Origin of the sequence: Flavobacterium sp. ALJ2, from assembly GCF_015594725.1 — a bacterium.
GTDB lineage: Bacteria > Bacteroidota > Bacteroidia > Flavobacteriales > Flavobacteriaceae > Flavobacterium.
The window spans coordinates 87,915-113,602 of sequence record NZ_JADNRC010000014.1; the positions used below are offsets into that span (position 1 = coordinate 87,915).

Consider the following 25,688-nt stretch of genomic DNA (forward strand, 5'->3'; position numbering starts at 1 on the left):
TATCCTATCGTTATAAAAAACAGTAAATTTCTATAAATTTCATATTTTTGTAATTAACAAAATAAGATTTTACTTAGATAATGGATACTAATATGGAAAACCTAATTGAATTAGAATACTACAAAATTCAAAAACCTGGGCATTGGGCAACCGATATTAATGATAACCAACTTATTGAATATATAAAGGAATCTGATTTTTCTAACAAACAAATAGATGAAGGACGAGATTATTGCTTTTTTTTAGATAAAATATATTATACAAATGATAATGAAAGTAGTGAATATGCCTGTTTAGCTTATACTCTTAATGAACCTGCTAATCTAGAAAGAGCATCTGTAACAGATATTGTTGTAGAAGAGAATGAAACCTACATTATACATAGAATAAGTGTTTTACGTGAAGGCGTCTTAATCGACAAAATTTCTGACACTAAAATCAAAGTGCTGGATAGTGAAAACCAGAGTAGTGGAGGTATTTTGAACAGTAATAAAAAAATTAATATTACGATAAAAGATCTACGCCTGTATGATGTCTTGATTATGGAAGATTCTAGAGTTAAGATTTTTACTGAACGTGATTTTTTGCGTAAAGAGTTTTCTAAATACGTTTGGGTTGGCCCAGATACCTATTGGGCTTATGGGAATTATAAATTCACTTTTATAAATGATCGTGAGAAAACTATTGTCTACAAAAAAACTTTTTTCAGAGATGAAAATGGTAATGTATTAGAACCTGAAATTAATTATTTAAAAAAAGGAGAACGATTTACAATAGAAAAAGAAAATTACATAAATACTGTTGATATAAACAGAGAACTATCTCCTTTTATAGATTTTGCAACTCATAGCAATTGGATCGATCTATCTAATTATATCTATCCGATATATGAAGAAATTTATAACAAAGCTTCTTTAGTAGATTTTGCACCTAATCTGGTTGAGAAGCTAGATGCAATAACAAACAAAGATGAACAGTTACAATTTGCTATAGATTATGTTCAAAATCATGTTTATTACGTTTATAATGCTCATGAAATGAATGGTCATAAACCGCAAGAACCAGCTGTAACATATGAGAATAAACAAGGTGACTGTAAAGCAAAATCGGTTTTATTAAAAGTGATTTTAGATTATATTGATGTTGATTCTTCAATAGTTTTAGTCAATTTTAATACTGATTATTACATTAAATATTATTCACCATCACTACTTACTTTCAATCATGTAATTGTTAAAATTAATTATAAAGGCGAAAGTTATTTTATTGATGCTACTGTTCGTGATGAATTTGGTTTAATTGAAAATCGTGGTTTTATCTTTTTTAGACATTATCTGGAAATAAAACCAAATCAGGAATTACAAGTAAGAAAACCTCATAAATTTTCTTATTACTGTATAAATGAAAAAGTAGAATTCAATGCAAAAAATACTACTGGAGATTTAAAACTAACAACTACTTATAAAGGAAACCGTGCTAACAGCATGCGCAGGTATTTTAAAAACACGAACAAAAGAGAGGTAATTGACAGTTGGAACAACTTCTTGTTTTATACTCTGAACTATATTAATGATAGAAATGGGACTGATATTAGAAATATATTCACAGATGCCGCTATTGAAATCATAAGTGATGACAAAAAACTGAATGAATTTACAATTGAGTACAATGCAACTATCGAGAATCCGTATTTCGTAGATGATCAAAAGAATCGTTTTATGATGTACTTTGATCGAAATATGGTTAAAGAAAACGCAAGAGATTTTATGCACAAAGACTTTCCGTTCTGGCATAATTTTGATAACGAAAAATATGAAATCAATGTTTATACCGATCAAAAAATAGATACTCAGGAAAAATACACTATACAGGAATGTACAATCAATAATCCTTATTTTGATTATGTTACTCGCAAAAAAATCACTAAAAATGGTGGAACTGCATATATAGATTTTAAACCATTGGTTAACTTAGAAATTCCTGAAAACGATTTTGAAGAATTTAGATCTGCTCATCATACTATTGCTGACAGTAATACCGGTCTTGGAATTGATATTGTAGAACAAGGGTTTATGAATACGTTAAAATTTAATTTCAAAAAAATATTGAAATAAATTTTATTGAAATTATATATAAATAAAGGGGTTTTAAAACCCCTTTATTTATTATTAGATGAATTCTTATTGCAATTCAAAAGCCGATTTCAAACGAATATCTGCAGATGATGAACCTATCATCAATTCAAAATCTCCAGGCTCTGAACCCCACTCTATTTTGTCATTATAAAAAGATAATTTTTCATTATCAATTGTAAACTGAATTGTTTTAGTTTCTCCTGCATTTAATTTCACTTTTTGAAAATCTTTAAGTTCTAAAACTGGTCTTACAACTGAACCAAATTTGTCTTTTAAATACAACTGAACTACTTCTTCTCCAACTACTTTTCCTATATTTTTCAACTGAAAAGAAACTTGGATTTTTTCATTGCTTTTCATTTTTGTTGTAGACAATTTTAAATCCGAATAATCGAATTTAGTATAGCTTAATCCGTATCCGAAAGGAAATTTAGGACTGCTTTTTAAATCTATATAATAGGAAACATATCCTTTTGCATTTTCATCTTGTGCTGGTCTTCCTGTACTATAATGATTATAATAAATAGGGATTTGTCCAACTTCTCTTGGGAATGTCATTGGCAATTTTCCTGACGGATTGTAATCTCCAAATAATACATCTGCAATAGCATTTCCTGCTTCGCTACCCAACCACCATGTATAAAGAATAGCAGGCACATTATCTGCTGTCCAATTAAAAGCAAGAGGTCTTCCTGCATTAACTAAAACTACAACTGGTTTTCCTGTTGCTTGAATCGCTTTTACTAAGTCTTCCTGAACCCCTGGCAAATTGATATTGCTTCGGCTTTTGGCTTCTCCACTCATATCATGTCGCTCTCCAATACTTAAAATTACTACATCAGCCTGTTTAGCTGTAGCAATTGCCTCTGCAAAACCGTCTTTGCTATCTCCTTCTACCTCACAACCTTTAGCATATAATAATTTAGTATTCTTACCTACTTTATTTTGTAAACCGTCCCATTGCGAAACTACCCATTTAGTATAATCTACTTCTGGTAGTTCAACTGCCCAAAACCCCATATTGGCCTTGTATTCTTTTACCATTGGTCCAATAAACGCAATTGTTTTTATATTTTTAGAAAGAGGTAAAGTCTCATTATCATTCTTTAATAAAACAATACTTTTTGTTGCTACATCACGAGTTGCTTTACGATGTTCCGGATTATTTAATTCTTTTTTCTCTCTATCTGCATTAGAGTATTTGTATGGATCATCGAACAATCCTAACTCAAATTTCTTACGCAAGATTCTTTTTACTGCATCATCGACTAAATCTATCGAAACTTTGTTTTCTTTTATCAATGTTGCTAGGTTATACCTGTAGGCATTACTTTCCATATCCATATCGCTACCTGCAGTAATGGCAGCTAGTGCAGCTTCTTTATTATCTTTAGAATAGCCATGTGTAACCATTTCTCCAATGGAGCCCCAATCTGAAACTACGAATCCTTGAAAGTTCCATTTTCCTTTTAAAATATCTCTTTGTAAGTGTGCATTTCCTGTTGCAGGAATTCCATTAATATCATTAAAAGAGTTCATAAATGTTGCTGCTCCTGCATCAAGTGCTGCTTTAAAAGGTGGTAAATAGGTTTCCCAAAGCATTCTTTCGCTCATATCTACAGAATTGTAATCTCTACCACCAATGGCTGCTCCATACGCTGCAAAATGTTTTACACATGCCATTACCGAATTTAGATTTCCTAATTTATCTCCTTGAAAACCTTTTACTCTTGCATATGCTATTCTAGATCCTAAGTAAGTATCTTCTCCCGCACCTTCCATTACACGTCCCCAACGAGGATCACGACCAATATCTACCATTGGGGCAAATGTCCAATGAATTCCGCTTGCCGCAGCTTCTGTTGCTGCTACTCTAGCCGAAAGTTCTATTGCTGCCAAATCCCAACTTGCTGCTTCTCCTAACGGAATTGGGAATGTCGTTTTAAATCCGTGTATTACATCCTGACCATATAATAACGGTATTTTAAGACGTGATTGCATTGCCAATTCCTGATATTGGCGGGTATATTTTGTTCCTACAACATTAAGCATTGAACCGACTAAACCATCTTTAATTTCTGCCTGTTTATTTGGATTTATGGTAATAGGTCCTGTAGCAGCATTATTACCTGTATATTGGTTTAGCTGACCTATCTTCTCCTCTAGCGTCATTTTCTTTAATAACGCATCAACTTTTTGATCAATTGTTTGTTGCTGTGCTATCGCAAAAAGCGAAATCATCAAGCAAGTTAATGTGGTAATTATTTTCATGAAATAAATATTAAATTGGTATTGTTTTTTTATCGTTTAATTAATTTCAATTAGAACAGGAAAATGATCCGATGGATATTTTAAATCTATTGAATCACTTAAGACGGCATGTTTTTTAATCTTTAGATTGCTGTTTTTAGAAATAAAAATATAATCTAATAACTGTGTAACTGGCTGATCATGCTTAAAATCGTTAAAGGTTCCAGATGGTCCAAATGGTTTTTCTTCGGCTATTTCGCGAGTATCGTTCATCATCTTTTTCAGAGAGATAATTCGGGCTGTATTGGGCTCAGAATTAAAGTCTCCCATAAGAAACACAGGATATCCTTTGGTATTTACTGCTGCCATTTTAGAAAGAATTAGTTCAAGTCCTTTTGTTCTTGCTTCTTCACCAATATGATCTAGATGGGTGTTAAAAACCCAAAATATTTTCTTCGCTTTTAAGTCTTTAAAAAGCGCATACGTACAAACTCTATTGCAAGCAGCATCCCAACCTTTTGAGATTATATCTGGTGTCTCCGAAAGCCAAAATGTATTGGATTGTTGTACTAAAAATCTATCTTTTTTATAGAAGATAGAAGAGGATTCACCTTTTCCTTCTCCTTCTCGAGCAATTCCTACATGATTATAACTTGGTAATGCAGTTGCAATATCGTTAACTTGATTGGGCATTGCTTCTTGTACTCCAAATATATCTGGAGCATAAAATTGTATCTGTGACGTAAAAAAACCTTTACGATTAGTCCATGCATTTTCACCATCTGAAGCAACGTCTAAACGGATATTGTATGTCATGATTTTTAAATTTTGTCCATAAATTCCACAAAAGGACAAAAGCATTACAAGCGCAATTAGTTTGTTTATTCTTTTCATAATTAAGGGGGTTTTTAATCTATTAAAGCTCCAGATTAAATTCAAAGCTTTTAATAGAGAAACTAATCTAACAAAATATTAATCACAAACACTATTACACGCTTTACTTTTTTTTAACAACTTACTTCTTAGCTACTGTAAAATCTAAGTAATTTAAATTAAATCCTCCTTTATCAAAAATAACTTTAATCTTATTTTCTCCCTTTTTCAGCTTTATTCCTGAGAGTATAATTGTTTTCCATGCTGCATCGCTTCCTGTTGCTGCAAGAGTTATTATTTCAGAAATTTTCCCCGTTTCGTTCTCCAGATGTAACTTTCCTTCTTCTATTTCACTTGAATAACGAATGGCAACATTAAATATTTGTGTTGCTTTTGTTGTTGCTGTAAATTGCAACCACTCACCATTTTCGATAAAAGATACCTGATACCCATTTGAAGAATCATCTTTACAAGGTAAAATATCTACTCCATCATTTCGCATAATTTTTCCTTTATTCCATTCTTCAAATGTTCCTGTTTCTACGCGGTAGTTTACAAAATCTTTATCGGAATAAGCGAATCCATTTGTTCCCAAATCATATTCGGTTGCAAATATTTTTCCCGGCAAAATGCGTTTTTTATAACTTTTTGTTTCATTTGTTCGTACTTGACGAAACATTGCGTCAAGTACGTCTGCCTTTATTGTGGTATTCTCTAATTTAAAATTTTCGGCTAATTGCATCAATGCTTTTTCTGCAAAATCTGGGCTTGGTTTTTCACCTCCATCTTTCCAATACAAGCGTAGTTTCTCATATTCTAGCGTTTTGTTAACTGAAGCAATTCCAGCAATATTTTCAATTTTCTTCATTGGCCAAAATGCCCATCCTATATTATTTGATTCAAATAAAGAAATAGCGTCTTTAAACCAAACATTTGAATTTTCGCCTCCTTCTCCCATCCAGATTGGTACATTATATTGTTTTCTATAATCTAACATTTTCTGAATTGATCCTATCGTATTATAATTCCAATATTTATGAAAACTCAAAACCATATTATCATCCCATAAAGGAAACATTCCGTTGTAATTATTCCCCCAACAATTTCCTTCAATAATAATCATGTGGTTTTTATCAACTTCTCGAATTGCTTTTGTAATAGAGACCTGAAGTTCACGCAAGGGCGCATTTGAAGTTTCATCGCAACCATTTTTATTTGTTCCTGTAAAATTCCAATTGGGTTCATTTATAATATCATACCCTCCTATCCAAGGATTATCTTTATAACGTAAAGCTAGTTTTCGCCATAATTCGGTCATTTTTTTACGATTGGCTTCACTTTCCCAAAGAGATGGTTTTGTATCGTCATAATCAGAAATTGCAGCATCTTTACCTTGTCCACCTGGTACAGCATGAAGATCTAAAATAAGGTACATTTTATTTTCGGCACACCATTTTAATAAGCTATCAGTCATTGTGAAACCCTCTTCTATCCAAGTAATTTCACCATTTTTCTCAGCTTCAATTGGTGGTGTGTATAAATTATAATGCATTGGCAAACGAATAGAGTTAAAACCCCATTTGGCTAACGAATCTATATCTCTTTTAGTTATTCCATTGGCTCGATATGCCTTGTAAAACTCTTCCGTTTTTTCAGCTCCTATCAAATCAGTTATTTTTTGTTTTATTACATATTGCGGACTTGCAAATGATTCGGTCTGAATCATATATCCTTCTTGAACCATCCATCCTCCTAATCCTAATCCTCGTAATACTATGTTTTTACCTTTTCCATCTACAATATTTTGTCCACTTTGGTGCAAAAATCCTTGTCCAAATGATGCCAACGAAAACAATACTAGTAATAGCAAAATTATTTTTCTCATATAGTTGTATTATTTATATAAACTCAAGATCAAATCTTATTGTTTATTATTATTTCCAGGTATAAGTAGCTACCGAACCTCCGTCTAATGAAGTTGTAACCCACTTACCATTAAATTTTATATTGAATATCTCGCTGGTATCTCCATCGTTTTCTACGATTAAAACTTTTTTACCTGCTGGAGTGACAAAAGCTACATTTTGCAAATTTCCACTTATATTACTCGATATTCTTACTGAACCTACTGGAACAAATTTAGAAGCATGAGCTATAATATAATACGCCACGTTTCGATTAAAAGAGTGACTGGAATTAACTGTTAATGCTCCTTTGCAAGTGCTGCAACCTCCTTGTGTATGTGGTGCAAAAGATCCGTCGTTTGCTAAATTCCATTCTAATGCATTTTTGCTCCAATTGCGCATTGATCCAATAATTACATTTTTAAGATGCCATTTTAAATCTCCTTTAAAATCACCTGTCGAAGAGGTAAACTGCTCTGTGAAATATAAGTTTTTGTTCGGAAATGCATTATGAACTGTTGAAAGGGCATTAATATTTCCAGCATATAAATGAAATGCAGATCCATCTACAAAAGGATTTGCAATAGGATCTCCCAGAATTGTCATTGCATATTGTATATTATCACAATTATGATCATAAGCAATAATTTTAGTTGTGATATTGGCATTTTTGAAAGCAGGTCCTAAATTATTTTTAATAAAATTGGATTGTTCAATCGCAGTCATATGCATACTTGGATTATTACCATCATGCAATGGTTCATTTTGGGGTGTTACTGCATCAATAACAATTCCCTCATTTTTCATCTGCTGAATGTATTTTACAAAGTATTTTGCATACACGTTATAATATTCTGTTTTTAGACTTCCTCCAACAAAACTATCTTTATCTTTCATCCAAAGTGGCGCTGACCAAGGGGTTGCTAAAATTTTAATATTTGGATTAATTGCAACAATTTCTTTTAAAAGCGCAATCACCCCATTTTTATCAGGATCTAAACTAAACCTGATTAAATCAAGATCTATATCTCCTTTAGGCAAATCATTATATGTAAAAGGTGCTGCATTTAAATCTGATGCTCCAATGCTTATTCTTATGTAATTTATTGAGATCGATGTTTCGGTCGAGCCAAATAATTCTTGCAACAGGCTCTTTTTTTTCTGAGTACTTAATTGATTAATTACCTCAGCACTCCCTCCTGTTAGTGTATATCCAAACCCATCAATGCTTTGATATTTTTGAGCTTCGTTTACCTCGATATTCGTATATGAATTTGTTGAGGTGCTAAATCCAAGAACTCCATTTTGTTTAGTTAGTAATACTGTTTGATCTCCTTTCGTTAGCCAAAAATCTACATCATTTGTTACAGTAACTGGTGGGGTTATTATAACTCGTGGTAGTGTTGATGCTGGATCAACTGTGTCACTAGATGAAGAACATTTTACCTGAGGTACAATTATTACAACGAATAATGCAACTTTTATAATTTTATTTAAATATTGGTTCATCTTTATTAGTTTTAGTAAACTAAAGTTTGAATTGCGCGAGCTGGTATTGTAACAACCGTTTTTTCTGACGCTATTATTAAATTATAAGTTACACTTATATCCGATTGATTCATTACAACAGTAATCATTTTACCATCTGTGTTAAGAAATGATGTACTTAGCAAGGAACTTCTGCTTACAGCTGTACTTACTCTTTTTGCATTTGGACGAATAAATTTCGAGAAATGTCCGATATAGTAATAAGATGGTGTATAGATTAGTTCACCTGTAGTTGTATTTGCATGTATTGGTGCAAAACAAAAGTTACCTACATGATTTGGTCCACCGTTTTGATCTAAAAGAACATTCCAATCTGTCCATCCCACTGTACCGTTGTTAAAATCATTAATCATAGAAACTCCATATCTTTCTGCATTTGGCCAAAATTGATACTTAGCAGGGTCAAATTTTTCGATACAACCTTCAGTAAACAGTAGTTTTTTATCGGGGTAATCTTGATTCACTTGTTTTACGTTATCAAACATTGGCGCTCCACCTGTCCATGTTTCATACCAATGAAACCCCATTCCCCAAACATATTTTGAGGCTTCAGGATCTGAGTAAATCACATTAGCTCTTTGATTCATTAAATCACGATTATGGTCCCAAGCAATAATTTTTTTATCACCTAAACCTGCTTTTTTCATTGTTGGACCAAGAAAGTTTTTAATAAAATCTCTCTCTGCTTCTGCCGAATAAATGCAAGATTCCCATGTTTGTGCTGCCATTGGCTCATTCTGAACTGATGTACCCCAAATAGGCATTCCTTCTTTTTCGTATGCTTTTATAAATTTTACATAATAATTAGCCCAAGCCTGATTATATTCGGGCAATAAAGTCCCTCCTTTCAGCATGTCTTTATTACTTTTCATAAATGCTGGAGGACTCCAAGGAGCTACATATAAAACTATATTATTATTCGCCGCTTTCATAGCCCCCTTAATCATAGGTATGCGATATTGCCTGTCGTGATTAATATTAAAAGTTTTTAAATCTTTATCTCCTTCTTTTATATAAGTATAACTTCCGCTGCTAAAATCAGAACTATGTATTGTTGTTCTTAGCAATGAATAACCTATACCATTTTGAGTATCGTAATACGCTTTTAGAAATTCTGCTTGCTTTTCTTTCGATAATTTGGCAAAAACCTCAGCACTTGCATCAGTGATAGCACCTCCAATTCCTATAAAAGTTTGAAAAGTCTTTTTAGGTTCTACAAAAACTGCTGTTTCGGTTTCCAAAGGCTGTTTCGATGCTGAAAAAACTAAATTATCTGTTGGTGTTATTCTTAATTTTGAATTATCTGCTGTGGTGTAAACTGTAATTTTCTTTCCATTTGTTGTAAACTCTTGCTTGTTTTTTTGTAGTTGCGGAAAAGCAGTCAACGTAAGCAATAAACAAAAAATCTTATAGCTATTTTTTTTCATTATTTAATTTTTAATATGCAAATTCTAATGACATTTAAAATGTTTAGCAAAACATACTTTTAGTATCTACATGTTTTGAAAATAGCCCATAATCATGAAGAATATGGGCTATTCTACATCCTAACTCAAACTAACTCAAACTAATTCAATTCTTAATTATTTTTCTCTTAACTCAATATCTGTCACTGTAATTCCACCTGAAGTAAAGACATTTTCACCGCTACGAATTAGCAAATAAATTTTACCTGTTTCAGTAAATTTAACGACATTACTTACTGTTCCTTTTACACTATTTTTAGCATACCCTATAATAGATAACATTCCTGAAAAAGTAGTTTTTGCACAACCATCCCATCTACTCAATCCCATCACTTTATTATCTTTATATTCGACACCTGAAACTGGTATCGATTTCCCTGCATATATTTCAAACCAGGTATCACTAGTTAAAAATTATATTTAAACTCATATGATTTTTATTTAATTTTTATAATTAGGATTTTGAACAATTTTAGTGTTTTCTAATTCTTTAAAAGGAATTGGCCAAATTTCATTTTTACCTGCCTGGAATCCTTTAGATGCCAATGCAGCAGCAGCTTTTCCTGTTCTTACTAAATCGAACCAACGGTGTCCTTCTCCTGCTAATTCTTTTCTTCTTTCTAACGCGATTGCATCCAAAGAAACCGGAGTTGATCCTAAACCTACACGTGCTCTTACAGCATCTAGTAAAGCTTGCGCTCTTGTTCCTGTACCACCTAATGCTTCGGCTTCCATTAAATATGTATCTGCTAAACGAATCGCGTAAACATCTTGTTTGTAATTTAGAGCTGTTGATCCACTACCTGTAGATGTATCTGAGTTTAATGGCATGAATTTTTTAAGAAAATAGCCTGTATCATCATAATTAGGAGCCCAATCTGCTTGTTTAGCAGCTTTCAATGCTTTCATATCAAGAATGGTAGCATCAAAACGAGGGTCTCCTTTTAACACATCATATAAACCTTGTCTTACGGTACTAAAACTCCATCCTGATACATAATCTGGTGCTATAGAGTTTGCAGATCTATTGTATCCTCTAGGTCCTACCATGATACAAACAGAGTTTCCTTCATCTTTTCCTCCACCCCAAAAGCCAAAGTCGGCATTACTTTTATCAGTATGTACAATTTCAATAATCGCTTCAGAATTAAACTTGTTGCTTATCTTCCATAAATCTGCAAAATCAGCTACCAATTTATATCCGTACATACTTGTACCACCCGGAGTACCATTAACATCAACAAATTCTGCTGCTGATAATGCATTTTTCCCTTCGTATAAATAAACTTTCCCTAACAATGCCTTTGCTGCACCCTGTGATAAACGTCCTGCTTCATCTCCCTTATTTGTAATTATAACAGGTAATCCAGGAAGTGATTCTTTTAAATCTTTTTCAATCTGTGCGTATACCGCTTCTGGAGTCGCTTGAACTACATTAAAAATGTCTGGTGTTTTTAATGGCTCTAATATCAATGGGATATTTCTGAAAGTACGAACCAATTCAAAATAATAATAAGCACGTAACGCTTTTGTTTCAGCTACAAATCTTGCTTTTTTAGCTTCATCCATAGGTACCGATGGCAATTTTTCAAGTAATACGTTTGCTCTAAAAATCCCTTGATAAAAATCTCCCCAAAAACTACTTGGGATTGTTGATTGGCTAAGCGAATAATCTCCAAATGCATGTATTCCGGCACCATCTGTAGCACCACCACCAGCTGCATTAAAATCATCTGAACCTGCATTTAGCATACAGATCATGTTTTCAAATCCTTTAGACTGCTTACCAAGTATATCATAAACAGCTACTAATCCTGCATAAGCCTGGCTTTCATTTTTATAATATTTATCCTCTAGAACAGTTCCTTTTGGTTCTACAGTTAAAAAATCCTCACCGCACGACAGGACAGTAAAAAGTACTCCGCAAACAACAAGTGAATATTTTATGTTTTTTAGTTTCATGATTCTCATTTTTATTAAAATTGTAAATTAACTCCCAACATTATAGTTCTGGCTTGAGGATAAATACCTCTGTCTATACCTATAACATTTCCAGTAGCACTATTTGCTCCAATTTCAGGATCATATCCAGTATATTTAGTAAAAGTGAATAGGTTCTCCCCGGTTAAATACACTCTAGTTTTTTCTAAACCAATTTGTCCGATAGTCTTAACTGGTAATGAATATCCTATCTGAATTGTTTTTATTCTTACGTAATCTCCTTTTTCAAGATAGAAATCAGAAGGATTATTAAAGTTTTTGTTGGTATCATCAGATGTTAATCTTGGGTACGTATTAGATGTACCTTCTCCTGTCCAACGACTTAAAGCAGTAGTTTGGTAATTAGAGTTTTCAATATCTAACCTACGTAATCCTTGGAAAATTTTATTTCCGGCAGCTCCTTGCGTAAAAATCATTAAATCGAAATTTTTATAATCTAGATTTACCGTAAATCCAAAAGTGTATTTTGGTATTGGACTACCAATATTTGTTCTGTCATCTGAATTAATTTGACCGTCTCCATTTATGTCTGTCCAACGGAAATCTCCAGGTTTTGCATCTGGTTGAATTAATCCTCCTGCAGCATTTTTATAAGCATTAATTTCGTCTTGATTTTGGAAAATACCAGCCGTTTTAAATCCATAGAACGATCCATAAGGTTGACCTACTTGTGTTCTTGTAATATCATAAGTCATCGCTTTAAATTGTTCTCCTGTTGCAAGAAAATCAACTCCACGTCCTAAATACGTTACTTCATTTTCCAGGTAAGAAATGTTTGCACTTAAAGACATATTAACCTGTCCTAATTTTTTACGATATCCTAATTCAAAATCGACCCCTTTATTTTGCATATCAGCAACGTTTCCTGTTGGATTCCCTGAACCTACATAACCTGGTAGTATAATTTCCTGAAGAATGCCAGTAGTTTTTTTAACATACCAGTCTACAGATAAATTGAAATCAGAAAAAATAGTAGCATCTAAACCAATATTTGTTTGGCTCGTTTCTTCCCATTTTAAATCTGGATTTGAAGGTGCATTCGGGCTATTACCAATAGTTACAGATCCAGATGTTCCTATTGTATAGTTACGACCATCTCCTACAGTTGCCAGATATTTAAAATCTCCAATATTATCATTACCAGTAACACCGTAACCTCCTCTAAATTTCAATTGGTTTACTACTTTGTTTTCAACCCAAAATGCTTCTTTTGATGGAACCCATCCTAATGAGAATGAAGGGAAAGTTCCGTATTTATTATTTGCTCCAAATCTTGAAGATCCATCTCTACGAATAATACCTGTTACTAAATATTTTTCTTTAAAATCATAAGTTAATCTAGAGAATAAAGAGGTTACTCTGTGCTCATTTCCTGTAGTTGCTGTAGCATTTATTTGATCTTTTGGAAGGTCAAAATTAAAAGAGGCATCATCATGATTATCTACTGGTAAATTAGTATACGTAATTTTTGTACCACTATTTCTATTATCTACATAAGCACCTTGACCTAGTAATACGCTAAAATTATGATTACCTATACTTTTTGTATAAGAAGCAGTATTCTCGATATTCCATCCAAAACCTTTATTTGTTTCTCTATAAAGATTATTTACTTGTGTAATATTAGTTGAGTTTAAATACGCAACTGGTGTAAAACTTTCAACACCCCAATAAGCAAGTTTACCTCCTAATGTAGTTCTGAATTTTAATCCTTTTATTGGTTCAATTTCTAAGTAAGCATTTCCAACAAAGTTATCCGACCAGTTGTAATTTCCTAATCTAGTTTGAGTATAAGCCAATGGATTAGACATTTCTTGTGTAACCATAGTCGAAACACCGTATGGATTTCCGTAAGGATCTCTTAAGATTCCTTTACCTTTACCGTCAATTCCCACAGAATATGGTGGCAAAGCAGCCATTCTAGGATCTGTTACGATAGCAGGAGTAATTGGATCTAAATTTATTGCAGAGCTTAATGGCCCTCCAAACTCACTATTTGTGTTTCCTATCCCCATCGTTTTCTCTCTAGAAAAACCTAATGTCTGACCGAAAGTAATCCATTTAGATATTTTGTGAGTAGAGTTTAAACGAATGTTTTTTCTATTGTACTCTGAGATATCTGTTGTTACAATACCCTCCTGATCCAAAAGACCAAAAGAGGCATAAAAAGTAGATACATCATTTCCTCCTGATAAACTTAACTCTTGACCAATACGTACTGCACTATCATTAAAAATAACCGATTGCCAATCTGTACCTGCACCTAATGCATTAGGATCTTGAAAAGGCAATACAAAAGTATCTGTTGGAGATTTTTTAACATATCCATTTGCATACTTCTCATTTCTTAAAGTAGCATATTCAGTCGCATTTAAAAGATCTAGTTTTCTTGCTGCCGAAGAAAAACCTGTATAACCATTATAGCTAACACTCATTTTTCCTGATTTCCCTTTTTTGGTAGTAACAATAATTACCCCAGCTGCAGCTCTTGCTCCGTAAATTGCTTGAGAAGCCGCATCTTTTAATACCTCGATAGAAGCAATATCTGACTGGTTTAAATACCCAATACCACCAGCATCAACCACTACTCCATCTACAACCCATAGCGGGTCATTGTTTCCCAGAGTAGTTATACCACGCACCCGAATCGTAGAAGATGCCCCTGGTTGCCCAGAACTTGCCGCAATAGTTACCCCAGAAACTCTTCCTTGTAAAGTTTGCTCAACTCTTGATATCGGTAGGTTTTCTATATCCTGGCTTCTTACCTTAGAAATTGCTCCCGTAACAACACTTTTCTTTTGAGTACCATATCCTACAACAACAACTTCATTTAGAGTTTGTGATTCTGGACGTAATTGTACAACTATTCTATTTCTACCATTTATTGGTTCATTAATAGTTCCATAACCTATAAACGTAATTGTTAAAACACCATTAGAAGGTGCCTGAAGTTGAAACTTTCCATCAAAGTCAGAAGATGTCCCTTTCCCTGTTCCTTGTATTAAAACAGATGCTCCTGGTACTGGCATACCACTTTCATCATTAACTATTCCGTTTACTGTAACGTCTTGCGCTTGAGCATAAACTGAGAATAGAATAGATAAAAAACAAAAAATAAGCAATTTTGTTAATTTCATTTTTATAAAAATTTTGGTTAATTAATTAGTAATTCGAAACAATATTAGTGAGTTTTTTTAATAATACGTAATTTATAATCACTACAAAAACACATCAAACTCAAAATTTAGACCAGTCAAAAACACATCAAAAAAATAACAAATCCTTGATTACTAGCATTTTAAAAATAAAATAATAGTGTTTAAAAAATAAAATAAATGAAATAAACACTACATTCAATATAAATCGATTATTTTAGCTTTTATAAGGTAAATTTTCTAATCCAAAACAATATTAACTTTAATGTTCTAAGGATTTTAAAGTCATTAAATAAATCTCTAAACTCTTATAATATAATTATGAATTTTACAAGATTTAACAACATAACAGTTTATTTTTTATTCTTTTCCACAATATTATTATCGCAAGTTAAAAATATTGGAGTTCCTGACATCCTAAACTATAAACGAACAGAATACAAAGGAGGAACTCAAAACTGGGATATCGATCAGGATAAAAATGGAAATTTATATTTCGCCAACAATAATGGACTATTCCAGTTTGATGGCTCCTCATGGACTAAGTATCTTTTACCCAATTCAACATCAGTACGGTCCGTAAAAGTTGACAATTCAGATAGAATATATACTGGTGGATATAAGGAATTTGGTTATTTTCAAGCAGACTCCAAAGGCAAATTGAAATATACCTCGTTATCACAACAACTTAAATCACCAAATAATCAGGAGTTAGATTTTTTATGGAAAATTCATATTACAAAAGACGAAGTGATTTTTCAATCATTTACCAGAATCTATATCTTAAAAGACAATAAAATCAAAACAATTCAAGCTCCAAAACGTTTTCAGTTTTCTTTTCAGATAAATAACACCATTTACATTCAAGATAAGTCCCTTGGCATATTAGAATACAAGAATGAGAAATTATATCCTTTAAAAGGCTCAACAGCATTAAACAATATCGAGATATGGGCTATGTTCAAATTACCTGATAACAAAATCCTTATCGCAACTTTAGAAAAAGGACTCTTTATTTACAGCAATGAAGAGATAACTCCATGGAATACTGAAGCAAATACATTTATAAAAAAAAATAGTTCATTAGGAGGAGTTGCTATAAAAGATAAATTTATTGTTTTAAATTCAGTGTTAAACGGTATTATTATATCAGACCTAAATGGAAAAATAATCCAACACATAGATCGAAAAAAAGGGCTACAAAATAATACTGTACTAACATCATATATTGATAACAAAAATAATCTTTGGTTAGGACTAGATAATGGTATTGCATTTGTCAATGAAAGTTCACCATTTACATACTTCGGATTCAGTTACGATATTAGCACTGTCTATGCATCAGTAATCCATAATGATTATTTATATGTAGCAACAAATCAAGGAGTCTTTTATCATGCTTGGAATACCGCTTTTAAAGAAGATGCTTTTTCACTTGTGGAAGGTACAAATACACAAACGTGGAATATTCAGGTTATCGACAATGAATTAATATGTGCCAACAACAGAGGTGCATTAATTATAAAAGACAATAAAGCTGTAAAAATATTAGACAAAAATGGTTATTTTGGTTTTAGAAAAGTTCCTAAACATCCTAATTATATTATAGGATCTAATTATAGTGGTTTTGCATTATTTGAAAAAACCGCAAGTGGTCTAGTATTCCGAAACCAAATTACCGGATTTAACAAATCATCGATTTTATTTGAGGTAGACAACAACTATTTATGGCTAAAAAAGGATGAACTTTTATATCAAATGCAATTATCCGAAGATTTAAAGGAATTTAAATCAATTAAAGTGATTCATAATCTACCTAAAGAAAAAGGAATTGGAAGTATTCAAAAAATAAACACAAGTCTTTATTTTCAAACAAATAATCATTTTTACAGATATTCAAAAGAACAAGAAGCATTCTTTAAAGATGAAAAAATGAGTACCGTTTTTAAAGACATTCCTATAATTAATTCTCTTTTCGAAGATTCAAATAGTAATCTTTGGTATGTATTTAATGAGTCTTTAGGAGAACTCGTTAAGCTACAAGACGGAAATTATAAAAATATTGTTACTCCATTTTCAAATTTAACTGGCAACCTTATACCTAACTATCTCTCGGTCAATACTATCGATCCGAAAAATATTTTTATTGGACTAACAGACGGATTAGCACATTATGACTCCCAATTAATAAACAATGTAGTAACAAAACCCAATGTGTTTATTCGAACTTTTACATATGCAAACGATACCTTAATATTTGGAAATCGAACAAAAACCCAAAAAAAGCATTCAATTCCGTATGCATCAAATCATGTAAGATTCACTTTTTCATCCCCTACTTATGAAAGCCTTGAAAATGTAGAATACTCCTATCAACTAGAACCTTTTGATGAAAACTGGAGCAATTGGTCAACAATATCCGTAAAAGAATACACCAATTTAATTGAGGGCGATTACAATATGAAAGTAAAAGTAAGAAATAGCTACGGAGTACAATCAGAAGCTGACATGATTCCATTTACTATTTCACCGCCTTGGTATAGACATCCTCTAGCCTATATTATTTATTTAATTCTTATATTAATAGGGATTTATTTTGTCTCATATCGTATCAAAATGAAAATTAGAAAAAACAAATATTATGAAACAATTGAGCAAAGAAGGCTTTATCTAGAAAAAGAATCCAAAATAAGACAGGAACAATATCAATTAGAAAAAGAAATTGAAAAATTAAAAAACGACAAACTACAAATAAAAATACTCACAAAAGACAAGGAACTAGTTAACAACTCCTTGCAAGTAGTAAAGAAAAATAAAATCTTAAACGGAATTATACAGAAACTAAAAGAAATTGACATTGAAACGTTTGATGAATCTACAAAATTTCAATTCAACAAACTCAACAAAAGCATTACCAAGGAAGTAAATACAGATAAGAGTTGGAAAGATTTAGAAAAACACATAAAAAATGTACATTTTGAATTCTTAAAACGCTTAAAGGAAAAATATCCTAAAATTTCTCCTAGAGAACTAGATTTAGCAACTTATTTATTAATGAATATGTCTACTAAAGAAATTGCCGAAATCATGAATATTTCAAATGGAGGGGTAGAGCTAGCTCGTTATCGATTAAGAAAAAAATTAGAACTAAATAAAAAAGAAAACCTAATTGGTTTTTTGATGAGTATCTAAATAAATAAAAGCCATCCGATGCTTCGGATGGCTTTTATTTATAGCTTATTAGATATATTTTTTAAATAAAATTTAAAACTCTTTCCAAAGCCATACCTCTAGATCCTTTAATAAGTATTGCTTGATCAGTAAACGTTATTGTTCCTAAATAAGTAGCAAAAGCATCAAACGAATCTAAGAAATGGAAGTTCTCTTTGTCAGCTTTATGCTTAAAGAAAGAAGGCCCAATAAAATAGCAATTTGTTTTATTTTCATCTAAAAGTGACCTTACAATAGCTTTATGCTCCTGCTCACTTTCAGAACCAAGCTCGAACATATCCCCCAAAATCATAACTTTATTTCGCTTCTCTAATTGAATAAAATTTTCGATAGCAACAGCCATACTACTTGGGTTTGCATTATATGCATCTAGAATAATCTCGTTTGTTCCCTTTATTAATAGTTGAGAACGATTATTTTCAGGAATATAACTTTCTAAAGCTTCTTTTATAGCTAAATCATCTATCTTAAAATATTTTCCAATTGCAAGCGCAGCACTTATATTATTAGCATTATATAATCCTATTAGATGTGAAGTAATAGTTTGTCCATAAAAACCTAAAACAACAAAAGGATTTGCTGTAATGGCATCAATAACAACATCGGCATTCGCTTTTTTATAGCCGAATGTAAAATTCTTTATAGTAGTGGTTTTCTCTACCTGAATCGGATCATCAAGGTTTATAAAAGCCATTTTATTATACATAGAAAGATACTTATACAATTCACTTTTTCCTTCTATGACCCCTTCTATTCCACCGAACCCTTCAAGATGAGCTTTCCCGAAATTAGTCACATATCCAAAATCAGGCCGAGCCAATTCACATAAAAAGGCGATCTCTTTTTTATGGTTGGCTCCCATTTCTACAATACCAATTTCAGTATCCTTTGTAAACGATAATAATGTTAAGGGAACACCAATATGGTTATTCAAATTTCCAATTGTAGCTTTGGTTTTAAACTTTTTAGAAAGCACAACATTTATTAACTCTTTGGTAGTTGTTTTCCCATTACTTCCTGTCAAAGCAATAATAGGTAATTCTAAGTAAGTTCTGTGAAATTTTGCTAATTCTTGTAATGCAACTAAACTGTTTTCGACCAAAATTGTTCTTTGATCAATAAAGTAATTAGCATTATCAATAATTACAAATAGGGCTCCTTTTTGCAAGGCCTCTTCTGCGAATGTATTTGCATCAAAATTCTCCCCTTTAATAGCAAAAAACATTGAATTTAATTCAATTTTACGAGTATCTGTTGAAACAGATTGGCATTGTAAAAACAAACTATGAATGTGAGCAATATCCATTTTAAAATAGATTTAAAACAATAAAAGCCCTAATCAAAGGGCTTTTATTACTATTATTAAATTTCTTAATTTCTAGGTGATTTTCTTTTTTCAGATTTTTGCCCTACTCTTGACATTGCACATCTAAAACCAATGTAATCAGTTGCCATATCTTGAGGGAAATATCTTCTTTGAGCTGGATCTAACCAATATGCTCTATCTCTCCAAGAACCTCCTTTGTAAACTCTTACATTATCATTTACTAAAGTTGTTCTTTTGCTTGACTTATCATATTTTCTAACCATGTTACCTAAACTATCTGTTGTTACATTATGTTTAGGAGAATTATACATCGCTTGTTTTCTTTTTTCTGCAGCAGTTTCATCTCCAGATCCTCCAAAATCATAATACTTAGTCGATTGCTTATCACCATCTCTATAATTAATGTTATCACTTGTAGAGAAATTTTGTCTTAAATAAGTTTCTTGCTCATCAACTGGCACTTGTGCGAGATCTCCGGGGAAATTTCTTGCAACAATTTTACCATTACTTAATGTATCGTATTTTATAGTTTCTTTAGTAACGATTTCTACTTTACCATCTTTACCAATTTTATTCTTAGCATAAAGGTTTCCTCTAAAGTAGTTAAAGTCATTTGCTTCATTATCAATAAGAGGTCTGTAAACATCGGCAACCCATTCGGCTACATTTCCAGCCATATCATACAATCCAAAATCATTTGCAGGATATTTTTTAACTTCGTTTGTAATATCTGCCCCGTCATCAGACCATCCAGCTATACCTCCGTAATCACCATTCCCCTGTTTAAAGTTAGCCAACTGATCTCCTCTTGTTCCTCTTTTACCAGAACGAGTATAATCTCCAGACCAAGGATATTTCTTCTTTCCTTTATAAATATTGTATTCTCTTTGTCCAACATTTGCACCAGCGGCATATTCCCACTCTGCTTCTGTTGGCAATCTATATTCTGGTAAGATTATTCCAGAAGAACGTTGTGCATAAACATTTTTAGGTTCTTCTGCAGTTTCTCCTTTTTTAGTTCTTTTTACTTTTTTACCATCTTTTAAAACAATTTCCTCATTTCCTCCAAATGTAGATGTAGGTGCGATTAAATATGTTTCTGTATTAAAGTTACTTTCAGCACTAACATCATTTGTTTTAGCACCTTTTTTAAGATATCTGTTTTTTTCAAGAATAGCTTCGTTTACACGATTTGTTCTCCATTTACTAAACTCAACAGCTTGAATCCAGTTTACACCAACTACAGGATAGTTTGCGTACGCAGGATGTCTTAAGTAGTTGTTAGTCATTGTTTCATTATAACCTAAACGATTTCTCCAAACTAAAGTATCTGGCGAAGCTCCTCCATATATATGCTTATAATTTTCTTCAGTAGGTGGAAATACTTTCTTCAACCATTCAAGGTATTCTAAATACATCATATTAGTTACCTCAGTCTCATCCATATAAAAAGACTGAACGTGTTGTTGTGTTGGCGTATTATTCCAATCATGCATAACATCATCTTGAACCTTACCCATGGTAAATGTTCCTCCTTCTACAAAAACTAGTCCTGGGCCTGCTTGTTGTTTTTTATTAGAAACGTTTTGTGCTGTTCCATTAATACTATTAACATCCCAACCCGTAGCTCTTGATGCACTTGAACTAGATTTTTTACTACAGCTAGCCATTCCAATAACCAATGTCATAGATAACATTAACTGTAAGGCCATAATTTTGTTTACTTTCATACTCTTTAGTAGGTAATAATTTAGGTGTTGCAATATAATAATTAAAATTAATTTGCAACATCAATTATAAAATCAATTATAAATATTTCATGTACCTGATTCTTCACAAATCAACTCACATTAATCGAACGCAAAAATATACATTTTATTATTTACTATAACACTAAATACTATATTTTTACTTACCATAATATAACAATGATATTTTCGTTAAAACATACAATGAAAAAAACACTACTACCTTTTTTTATCTTACTATATATCAGCTCTTTTGCTCAAACAAAAGAGGATATCATTTTAAATTGGCTTGACAAAAAAGACATGTATTTTGGCGACTTTAAAGTAAATGCTCCACTGTTTTCAGGCAATAACTACCATTTAAACGCCGACACAAAGACAATTTTATATACTTTAAACCTTACACAATCTAATTATTCTGAAAATAGCATCGTCCAATTATCAAATATAGCCTACGAAACAATTTCAGAAAATCAACTTGGAGATTTAACCTTAAAAAACATACCTAAAACTCCAAATGAATCAATAATCATTTCATCTGCAAGAGGAATAAATCAAGCTTTACTAACTTTATCTCCAATAATTAATGATGGAAACGGGTACAAAAGAGTAAAATCCTTTACCTATAATATAATAACTAATTCTCCTAGCAACTCTTCTTCTAGAATATCATTAACTAGAAAAAGTACAAACATTTCCAATTCTGTATTATCATCGGGAGATTGGCACCGATTTTATATCGAAAAATCAGGCGTGTACAAAATCTCCAAAAGCTTTTTACAAAGCTTAAACTCAGATTTAACAAAAACTAACCCCAAAAAGATAAAAATATACGGTAATGGAGGAAGAATGCTTCCTTTATCCAATGCGATCTATTACCCAAATGACCTAACAGAAAATGCTATTCAAATTATTGGTGAGAACGACGGAAGTTTTGATAATGATGATTATATTTTATTTTACGCAGAAGGTGTTGACACCTGGAACAACGAAAGTAGAACCAATAACAATTTATACGATAACAAATCATATTACTATATAACGACTCAAGGAGGAGATGGAAAAAGAATCTCGCAAATGCAACCTCCAACAGGAAGCAGCACCATAAATATCTCAACATTTGACAGCTATCAATTTTACGAAAAAGACCTTACAAACATCATGCATTTAGGTCGAGAATGGTACGGAGAAGCATTTGACATTAACAACGAACAGGAATTCAACTTTAACTTTCCAAATATTGATGCTTCAATCCCTGTCAAAATACAAGTTAAAACAGCATCTGCCTCCTTCACAAATACAACTTTTAAAGTCACTGCAAATGAACAAGACATAGGAAACATTAATTTCAGCCCAATAAACCCAGGTTCTGAGATTAAATTTTACACCGATTCTTTACCTTCGAACAAAACATTTACAGGAACAGAAAGCATAAAAATAAAACTCTCCTACAACAACGGAGGCGTTCCAGGCTCTAAAGGATATTTAGACCGAATCAACCTAATTGCAAAAAGAAAACTACAAGGCTATGGAAAACAATTTCCTTTTCAATATGACCTAGCAGATTCAAGTATCGGAATCGCAAATTACAATTTAACAAACACAGCTGGGATTACCCAAATTTGGGACGTTACAGACATATATAATGTGAGTACTATTGAAAATTCAAATCAAAGCACAATTAACTTTAAAGCACAATTAGGTGAAGTAAGAAAATATATAGCACTTGATCCTTCGGATTACTACACTCCACTTAAAGAAAACAAAACCAAAATCTCTAATCAAAACTTAAAAGGAACAATCCTAAAAAACAATCAGGGTACTTTTCAAGACGTTGACTATATTATTATCACCCCTTCTTTTTTATTAAATCAAGCCGAAAAACTAGCCAATTTTCACAGATCCTATTCTAATTTAAATGTAAAAGTAATCACAACAGAATCGATATACCAAGAATTCTCATCTGGAAAACAAGATATCGCAGCTATTCGAAATTGTATCAAATATACTTACGATAACGCATCTACTCCAGAAAAAAGAATTAAGTATGTCAATCTTTTCGGAGATGCTTCTTTCGATTATAAAAACAGAATCAATAATAACGGAAATATCGTACCTATATATCATTCCTTAAGAAGCAACAGTTCAGGAGAAGCTTCATTTGCATCTGATGACTTTTATGCACTAATGGACAATAATGAAGGAAATATAATTTCTTTTTTTGGAGGAATAGATATAGCTGTAGGAAGAATGCTTGTTAACGATACCAAGCAAGCTAACGAAATGGTCAATAAAGTACTCGAATATCATGATATAAAATCATACGGAAATTGGAAAAATAATTTTGTATTAATAGCTGATGATTCCGACAAAGCTTCAGATGCTACCTTACAAAGTCGACAAAACAAATTAGCCGATATTATCACTACTGAGAAACCTTTCTTTAATGTAGATAAAATACTTTTAGACTCTTATGTCGAAGAAGCCTCATCTGGAGGAGCAAGATATCCTAAAGCAAGAACTGACCTATTTAATGCATTCGAAAAAGGAGCACTCGTTTTTAATTACCTAGGCCATGGTGGTGAAGACGGCTTGGCAAGTGAACGAATTTGGAGCAAATCAGATGGACAAAATCTGAACAATCAATATAAATACCCTTTGTTTATAACCATTACGTGTGAATTCTCTAGATTTGATGACCCTACGAGACCAACCGCAGGAGAATACACTTACTGGAATCCAAAAGGTGGAGCCATCGCCATGCTTACTACCACAAGATCTATCGGACAATTTAGCGCAGAAAACTTTAATGATATCCTATCCAAAAACTTATTATCATACGGCTCCAATCAATACACTACGATTTCAGAGACATTACGAATATCCAAAAATAGCAATCCTAGCTCTTCCAGTAATGTCATTGTATATATTGGCGATCCAGCTTTAATGCTTGCAATTCCTAAACCTAAAATAAAACTAACAAAAGTAAATGATATTGTTATTTCTCAACCGATTGACGATTTTAAATCACTAGCGAAAATAAAATTATCTGGAGAAATAACAGATGAAAACAATAATTTACTAACAAACTACAACGGAGAATTAACAACTGCAATATTCGATAAAACAATTACAGCATCTACACTTAACAACAACGGATTTAGCCCGCCAATGCAGTTCAACACCATGGGCGAGACTATTTTTAGGGGAAGCGCTTCGATCACTAATGGATTATTCGAATTTAGTTTTGTAGTCCCAAGAGACATTCGAATTCCGCTAGGCAATGGAAAAATTAGCTTTTACGCAAAAAAACAACAGCTTCTCGAGAACCAAACAGGCTATGATTCTACAATAAAAATAGGTGGTATAAACGAAAATGCACCTCAAGACAATAATAGTCCAAAAGTGCAGTTATATATGAACGATGAAACATTTGTATCAGGAGGGGTTACAAATGAATCTCCTTTTTTACTTGCGAATCTTGAAGATGAAAACGGGATAAATACCGCAAGTGGAATTGGACATGACATAGTTGCAATTTTAGATGGGGACGTAAGTAATCCTTATATATTAAACGATTACTATCAAACTAAGCTAGATGATTACACGCATGGAACATTACGTTTTCCATTCCGTAATTTAGCAGTAGGATTGCACACGGTTTCGGTGACAGCTTGGGATGTTTACAACAACCCCGTAACAGCCGAAATTCAATTTATAGTATCAGGAGATGATACAATTACATTAACCCATGTTTTAAATTACCCAAATCCGTTCACTACCTATACTGAATTTTGGTTTTCACACAACCGTCCTTACGAACCCTTAGAAGTTCAGATACAAGTAATGACAATTACAGGAAAAGTTGTTTGGACAAAAAATCAAATTATTACTACCGAAGGTTTTTTATCTCGGGACATAATCTGGAACGGAAGAGACGATTTTGGAGATCGAATTGGCAAGGGAGTTTATATTTATAAATTAACAGTCAAATCAAATACAACAAATAAAAAAGCAGAAAAAATTGAAAAGCTTGTCATACTTTAATTA

The 25,688-nt window shown here is 32.2% G+C and carries 13 protein-coding genes; 3 read left to right on the plus strand and 10 right to left on the minus strand.

What is annotated here, in order from left to right; all coding sequences use genetic code 11:
- Window positions 1–92: 92 nt before the first annotated feature.
- Entirely contained in the window at window positions 93–2,114 is a 2,022-nt protein-coding gene (locus IUY40_RS15660; protein WP_195737798.1) for a DUF3857 domain-containing protein, read from the plus strand.
- A gap of 66 nt (window positions 2,115–2,180) precedes the next feature.
- On the opposite strand, the gene bglX is transcribed toward IUY40_RS15660, so the two are convergent.
- From bglX to IUY40_RS15700, 8 genes are all read right to left on the minus strand, one after another.
- On the minus strand, window positions 2,181–4,406 hold the full coding sequence (bglX, locus tag IUY40_RS15665; protein WP_195737799.1) for a beta-glucosidase BglX: 2,226 nt from the start codon (window positions 4,404–4,406) through the stop codon (window positions 2,181–2,183).
- A 36-nt stretch (window positions 4,407–4,442) separates the two neighbouring features.
- Window positions 4,443–5,279, minus strand: a complete 837-nt coding sequence (locus IUY40_RS15670; RefSeq protein ID WP_195737800.1) for an endonuclease/exonuclease/phosphatase family protein — start codon at window positions 5,277–5,279, stop codon at window positions 4,443–4,445.
- A 121-nt stretch (window positions 5,280–5,400) separates the two neighbouring features.
- Window positions 5,401–7,143, minus strand: a complete 1,743-nt coding sequence (locus tag IUY40_RS15675; RefSeq protein WP_195737801.1) for a cellulase family glycosylhydrolase — start codon at window positions 7,141–7,143, stop codon at window positions 5,401–5,403.
- Window positions 7,144–7,192: 49 nt separating this feature from the next.
- On the minus strand, window positions 7,193–8,671 hold the full coding sequence (locus IUY40_RS15680) for a glycoside hydrolase family 30 beta sandwich domain-containing protein (RefSeq protein WP_195737802.1): 1,479 nt from the start codon (window positions 8,669–8,671) through the stop codon (window positions 7,193–7,195).
- Window positions 8,672–8,682: 11 nt separating this feature from the next.
- Window positions 8,683–10,137, minus strand: a complete 1,455-nt coding sequence (locus tag IUY40_RS15685; protein ID WP_195737803.1) for a glycoside hydrolase family 30 protein — start codon at window positions 10,135–10,137, stop codon at window positions 8,683–8,685.
- Between the two features lie 156 nt (window positions 10,138–10,293).
- Complete coding sequence (locus IUY40_RS15690) at window positions 10,294–10,506, minus strand: hypothetical protein (RefSeq protein ID WP_195737804.1); 213 nt, start codon at window positions 10,504–10,506, stop codon at window positions 10,294–10,296.
- A 111-nt stretch (window positions 10,507–10,617) separates the two neighbouring features.
- Window positions 10,618–12,138 (minus strand): RagB/SusD family nutrient uptake outer membrane protein, encoded by a 1,521-nt coding sequence (locus IUY40_RS15695; RefSeq protein WP_195737805.1) that lies wholly within the window; start codon window positions 12,136–12,138, stop codon window positions 10,618–10,620.
- A 14-nt stretch (window positions 12,139–12,152) separates the two neighbouring features.
- The gene (locus IUY40_RS15700) at window positions 12,153–15,314 is read right to left on the minus strand and encodes a TonB-dependent receptor (protein WP_195737806.1); all 3,162 of its coding nucleotides are present in this window, start codon (window positions 15,312–15,314) and stop codon (window positions 12,153–12,155) included.
- 339 nt (window positions 15,315–15,653) lie between these two features.
- Between IUY40_RS15700 and IUY40_RS15705 the strand changes: the two genes are divergently transcribed.
- Entirely contained in the window at window positions 15,654–18,524 is a 2,871-nt protein-coding gene (locus IUY40_RS15705) for a triple tyrosine motif-containing protein (RefSeq protein WP_195737807.1), read from the plus strand.
- A 61-nt stretch (window positions 18,525–18,585) separates the two neighbouring features.
- Here IUY40_RS15705 and murF read toward each other — a convergent pair whose 3' ends face one another.
- Together murF and gldJ are read right to left on the minus strand one after the other, a co-directional pair.
- Window positions 18,586–19,869 (minus strand): UDP-N-acetylmuramoyl-tripeptide--D-alanyl-D-alanine ligase, encoded by a 1,284-nt coding sequence (murF, locus tag IUY40_RS15710; protein ID WP_195737808.1) that lies wholly within the window; start codon window positions 19,867–19,869, stop codon window positions 18,586–18,588.
- A 65-nt stretch (window positions 19,870–19,934) separates the two neighbouring features.
- Window positions 19,935–21,620, minus strand: a complete 1,686-nt coding sequence (gene gldJ / locus IUY40_RS15715) for a gliding motility lipoprotein GldJ (protein ID WP_195737809.1) — start codon at window positions 21,618–21,620, stop codon at window positions 19,935–19,937.
- Between the two features lie 222 nt (window positions 21,621–21,842).
- On the opposite strand from gldJ, the gene porU reads away from it, so the two are divergent.
- Window positions 21,843–25,685: a type IX secretion system sortase PorU gene (porU, locus tag IUY40_RS15720; RefSeq protein ID WP_195737810.1), complete on the plus strand. Its 3,843-nt coding sequence runs from the start codon at window positions 21,843–21,845 to the stop codon at window positions 25,683–25,685.
- Window positions 25,686–25,688: the final 3 nt, after the last annotated feature.